This window comes from Streptomyces sp. NRRL S-455, from assembly GCF_000717875.1.
Classification (GTDB): domain Bacteria; phylum Actinomycetota; class Actinomycetes; order Streptomycetales; family Streptomycetaceae; genus Streptomyces.
The window spans coordinates 1-5,124 of sequence record NZ_JOCT01000057.1; the positions used below are offsets into that span (position 1 = coordinate 1).

Sequence of the window (5,124 nt, forward strand, 5' to 3'; positions counted from 1 at the left end):
GCTTCCCTTCGGTCTTGCGTTTCCGACTCTATCAGATCTTCCCGATCCGATTTCCTCGGTGCTTTCCAGGTTCCCGCTTCCGCGTTTCCCTTTCCGGCGATTCCGACTCTATCAGATCCTTTCGGCCCTGATCCCCAGTCAGAGGGGGTTGTCTTCCCGGCTGTTGGGCCGTTCCGACGTGGTGAGACTTTAGCGGATTCCCCGGCTCCCGAGCCAATCGGGGGCCGCGTCCTTTCGAACGAGGATTCCTCATTCCGCAAATACGCACGCCAATGAAGCGACGGCAGATGTACTGCGCGTCGATTAGTGGTTGGTACCTGCGAGATGGTCGTCCGGGGACCGACCGGAGTCGGCGCTCACGTCGGACAACTCGGAGAACAGTACGGATGGGGGTTGTGCCTGTCAACTCTGGGGCGAGAGGCACTCCTGAGGCGTAGCCTGGGGTGCATGACGACGCGTACGTGTACCCAGCTGTGGTGGGCCGCCTGACGGCGGCCGTCCTCACGTATGCACTCAACGGCCGCCGCTTCGGCGGCCGTTGTTGTTTCTCCTCCGAACACCGAGGGACGGGCCGCCGGGGCGGCGGCCCCGACCGGGAGGTGGAGGAGAGATGACACGGGTCTTCAGCGGGGTCAAGCCGACGGGGCATCTGACGCTGGGGAACTATCTGGGGGCCATGCGGCGGTGGGCTGCCGTGGACCAGCACGAGGCCGATGCCTTGTTCTGTGTCGTCGATCTGCACGCGCTGACCGTGGACCACGATCCGGCCAGGGTGCGCAGGCTCAGTCGGCAGGCGGCGACATTGCTGCTGGCGTCCGGGCTGGATCCGGAGCTGTGCACGCTGTTCGTGCAGAGTCATGTGGACGAGCACGCGCGGCTGTCGTACGTGCTGGAGTGCGTGGCCACCGACGGTGAGATGCGGCGGATGATCCAGTACAAGGAGAAGGCCGTGCGGGAGCAGCGGCGGGGCAGGAGTGTGCGGCTGTCGCTGCTGACGTATCCCGTGTTGATGGCGGCGGACATCCTGGCGTACGGGGCCGGCGAGGTGCCGGTCGGGGACGATCAGCGGCAGCACGTGGAGCTCGCGCGGGATCTCGCCGTGCGGTTCAACCAGCGGTACGGGCACACGTTCGTGGTGCCGCGGGCCACGCGTCCTGGGGTGGCGGCGAGGGTGATGAATCTGCAGGATCCTGCGTCGAAGATGGGCAAGAGCGACGACGTGGGGCCGGGGATCGTCTATTTGCTCGACGAACCGGACGTGGTGCGGAAGAAGGTCATGCGGGCGGTGACCGACAGCGGGCGGGAGGTCGTGTACGACCGGGAGGCCCGGCCGGGGCTCGCCAATCTGCTGGAGATCCTCGCGGCGTGCACGGGTGGGGAGCCCGAGCGGCTGAGCGGTGCGTACGGGTCGTACGGCGCCTTGAAGAAGGACACCGCGGAGGCCGTCGTCGAGGTGTTGCGGCCGCTGCGGGAGAGGCACAGGGAGTTGTGCGCCGATCCCGGCTATGTGGACGGGGTGCTGCGGGACGGTGCGGAGCGGGCTCACGGGATGGCTCGGCCGACGGTGGATGCGGCGTATCGCGCGATCGGGCTGCTGCCCGCCGTGGAGGAGACGGCGGGCCCGGGTGGTGCCGTGCTGAAGGTGTGAGGTGTGGGTGCCGGGGGCGGGGCGGGTCCTGCCGCCCCCGGGTGCTCAGCTGTTGGTGCCGGAGGCCAGGGCTCGGCTGCGGTCCCGGGCGGCTTCGAGGGCGGCGATGAGGGCGGCCCGTACGCCGTGGTTCTCGAGTTCGCGGATGGCGTTGATCGTGGTGCCGGCGGGGGACGTGACGTTCTCCCGGAGCTTGACCGGGTGTTCGCCGCTGTCGCGGAGCATCGTCGCGGCGCCGATGGCGGACTGGACGATGAGGTCGTGGGCCTTGTCGCGGGGCAGGCCGAGGAGGATGCCGGCGTCGGTCATGGCCTCGACCAGGTAGAAGAAGTAGGCCGGGCCGGAGCCGGAGAGGGCGGTGCAGGCGTCCTGCTGGGACTCGGGGACGCGGAGGGTCTTGCCGACGGCGCCGAAGATCTCCTCGGTGTGGGCGAGGTGGTCGGCGGTGGCGTGGGTGCCGGCGGAGATGACGGACATGGCCTCGTCGACCAGGGCCGGGGTGTTGGTCATGACGCGCACGACCGGGGTGTTGGGGGCCAGGCGTTCCTCGAAGTAGGCCGTGGGGATGCCTGCCGCGCCGCTGATGACCAGGCGGTCGGCGGGGACGTGGGGGGCGAGTTCGTCGAGGAGGGTGCCCATGTCCTGCGGTTTGACCGTGAGGATCAGAGTGTCGGCGATCTTCGCGGCCTCGGGGTTGGAGACCGGGGTGACGCCGTAGCGGGTGCGGAGTTCCGCGGCGCGTTCCTGGCGGCGGGCGGTGACCAGGAGGTCGGCCGGGTTCCAGCCCGCTCGGATCATTCCGCTGAGCAAGGCTTCGCCGATCTTGCCGGTGCCGAGGACTGCGACTTTCTGGGTCATGGCTTTCGGTGCCCTCCGGGGGTTGCGCGTCGTCCGGGTTCATCCTCGCACCCGGTGGTGGTGGGGTGGCGGTCTGTCCGGTGGGCGGGATGTCCGGGTCGGGGTGCGGGTCCGTCCGTGGGCCGCGGGGCTCATGCCGTGCGGCGGCGCAGGGTGGCCGCTCCCAGGGCCAGGACGAGGAGGGCGCAGCCGGCGACGATCAGGATGTCGCGGACGAAGGTGGCCGTCATGTCGGTGTGGTGGAGGACTTCGTTCATGCCGTCCACCGCGTAGGACATGGGGAGGACGTTGGAGATGGCCTCCAGGACCGGGTGCATGTTGTCGCGGGGCGTGAACAGGCCGCAGAGGAGGAGCTGGGGGAAGATCACCGCCGGCATGAACTGGACCGCCTGGAATTCCGAGGCCGCGAAGGCCGAGACGAAGAGGCCGAGGGCTGTGCCGAGGAGGGCGTCGAGGAGGGCCACCAGGAGCAGGAGCCAGGGGCTGCCGGTGACGTCCAGGCCGAGGAACCAGAGCGCGAGGCCCGTGGCGAGGGCGGACTGGATGATCGCGAGGGTGCCGAAGGCGAGGGCGTACCCGGCGATGAGATCGGCTTTGCCGAGCGGCATGGCGAGGAGGCGTTCGAGGGTGCCCGAGGTGCGTTCGCGCAGGGTGGCGATCGACGTCACCAGGAACATCGTGATCAGGGGGAAGATCCCGAGGAGGGACGCGCCGATGCTGTCGAAGGTGCGCGGGCTGCCGTCGAAGACGTAGCGCAGCAGGAACAGCATCACGCAGGGGACGAGGAGCATCAGCGCGATGGTGCGTGGGTCGTGGGTGAGCTGGCGCAGGACCCGGGTGGCGGTGGCGGTGGTCCGGGAGGCGTTCAGGGGCCTTGGTGGGGTGGGGGCGGTCGTCGCGGGGTGGGTGGTGGTCATCGGGTCGTCTCCTTTGTGCGGGCTTCGTCTTTCGCCTTGTCCACCAGGTGCAGGAACCCCTCTTCGACCGTTTCGGTGCCGGTTCGGGTACGGAGGGCGTCGGGGGTGTCGTCGGCGAGGAGCTCGCCCTCGCGCATGAGGAGGAGGCGGTGGCAGCGTTCGGCCTCGTCCATGACGTGGGAGGAGACGAGGAGGGTGGTGCCGCGGCTCGCCGCGATGTCGTGGAAGAGGGTCCAGAGGTCGCGGCGCAGGACCGGGTCGAGGCCGACGGTGGGTTCGTCGAGGACCAGGAGTTCGGGGGTGCCGAGGAGGGCCACGGCCAGGGAGACGCGGTTGCGCTGGCCGCCGGAGAGGTTGCCGGCGAGGGCGTCGGCGTGGGAGGTGAGGTCGACGTCGGCGATGGCTCGGGTGACGTTGTCGTGGCGGCGGTCGGCGGCCTGGCGTCCGGGGTCCAGGATGCGGGCGAAGTAGTCGAGGTTCTGGCGGACCGTCAGGTCGTCGTAGACGGAGGGGGCCTGGGTGACGTAGCCGATGCGGGTGCGCAGGGTGGGGTGGCCGGCGGGTCGGCCGAGGACGTCGAGGGTGCCGGTGACCTTGGCCTGGGTGCCGACGATCGCGCGCATCAGGGTCGACTTGCCGCAGCCGGAGGGGCCGAGCAGGCCGGTGATCTGGCCGTGGGGGACGGTGAAGCCGAGGTTGCGGAGGACCGTGCGGGGGCCGCGGGTGACGGTGAGGTTCTCGGCGTGGATGGCGGCGGGTTCCGGTTCCGCGTGCGGTTCTGGTTCGGCATGCGGTTGCGGTTCCGCGTGCGGATGCGTGTCGGTGGCTCGGTGTGGTGAGCCGGGAGCATTATTCATCATGTGATGAATAATGCTCCCGGCAGAAGTGTGCGTCAAGCGGTTGGGGTGCGTCAGGCAGGAGTTCCGGCGAGCAGGAGGATCACGTCGTAGACCTCCTCGACGAAGCCGTCGGGGAAGGCTCTGAGCAGGTGCTCGCGCTCCTCGGCCAGGAAGGGCGCGGTGTGTTCCTCGCCGTGCACCAGGAAGACCGAGTGGCTGCCGATGTTGGCGAGGTGGGTGTCGACCGGGATGCGGCGGCTCCACCGGACCGTGCGGTGGGTGAAGCGGAGGCGGCCGGTGGGGTCGGCCCCGCGGGCGCTGACGCTGCGCTTCTCGGCCCGGATGTCGATGCCGAAGTGGCGTTCCGTGCGGATGGCGGCTTCGGCGATCCACGGGACGTCGAGGGCGTCGGTGTTCCACCAGAGGGCGAGGGCGCCGCCGGGGCGCAGGACGCGGAGGGCCTCCGGGACGGCGCGGGCCGGGTCGGTCCAGTGCCAGGCCTGGGCGTAGGTGAGGAGGTCGACGGAGGCGTCGGCGAGGGGGAGGGCGTCGCCCGTGCCGCGGACGAGCGGGATCTCGGGGAGAGTGCGGCGGAACTGGGCCGCCATGCCGTCGCCGGGCTCTACGGCGAGGACGTCCGCGCCTCGGGCGTGCAGGAGGGCGGTCGCTATGCCGGTGCCGGCGCCGATGTCTGCGACGCGGGAGCCGGAGAGGCGGCGGTTGGTCAGGTCTTCTATCGCGTCGAAGAGGGACGGGGGGTAGGCGGGGCGGTTGGCCGCGTACTGGGCTGCGGCGGTGTTGAAGGAGTGGGCTCGGGCGGTGTGGGTGAGGTGGGCGTGGTGCGCGGAGGGGGGTGTGGTCA

The 5,124-nt window shown here is 70.1% G+C and carries 5 protein-coding genes; 1 reads left to right on the forward strand and 4 read right to left on the reverse strand.

The annotated features are described in order from the left end of the window. Positions 1–610 precede the first annotated feature (610 nt). Entirely contained in the window at positions 611–1,648 is a 1,038-nt protein-coding gene (gene trpS, locus IE97_RS0137730; RefSeq protein WP_030252098.1) for a tryptophan--tRNA ligase, read from the forward strand. Between the two features lie 45 nt (positions 1,649–1,693). Here trpS and proC read toward each other — a convergent pair whose 3' ends face one another. The 4 genes from proC to IE97_RS0137750 all read right to left on the reverse strand — a co-directional run. Continuing rightward, positions 1,694–2,506 carry a pyrroline-5-carboxylate reductase gene (gene proC / locus IE97_RS0137735; protein WP_030252100.1) on the reverse strand — a complete coding sequence of 271 codons (813 nt, stop codon included), beginning with the start codon at positions 2,504–2,506 and terminating at the stop codon, positions 1,694–1,696. Between the two features lie 131 nt (positions 2,507–2,637). Further along, entirely contained in the window at positions 2,638–3,423 is a 786-nt protein-coding gene (locus tag IE97_RS0137740) for an ABC transporter permease (protein ID WP_030252104.1), read from the reverse strand. Beyond that, a complete protein-coding gene (locus IE97_RS0137745; RefSeq protein ID WP_030252108.1) occupies positions 3,420–4,283 on the reverse strand; it encodes an ABC transporter ATP-binding protein in 864 nt (287 codons plus the stop codon). Before IE97_RS0137745 ends, IE97_RS0137740 begins: the two co-directional genes overlap by 4 nt. Positions 4,284–4,333: 50 nt before the next feature. Next, on the reverse strand, positions 4,334–5,124 hold a 791-nt coding region (locus IE97_RS0137750), incomplete at its 5' end, for a class I SAM-dependent methyltransferase (RefSeq protein WP_037845428.1).

Excerpts from the sequence above, each read along its gene's own strand:
- IE97_RS0137740 (WP_030252104.1), bottom strand. The coding sequence starts at position 3,423 with ATGACCACCACCCACCCCGCGACGACCGCCCCCACCCCACCAAGGCCC.
- IE97_RS0137745 (WP_030252108.1), bottom strand. The coding sequence starts at position 4,283 with ATGATGAATAATGCTCCCGGCTCACCACACCGAGCCACCGACACGCAT.
- trpS (WP_030252098.1), top strand. The coding sequence starts at position 611 with ATGACACGGGTCTTCAGCGGGGTCAAGCCGACGGGGCATCTGACGCTG.
- proC (WP_030252100.1), bottom strand. The coding sequence starts at position 2,506 with ATGACCCAGAAAGTCGCAGTCCTCGGCACCGGCAAGATCGGCGAAGCC.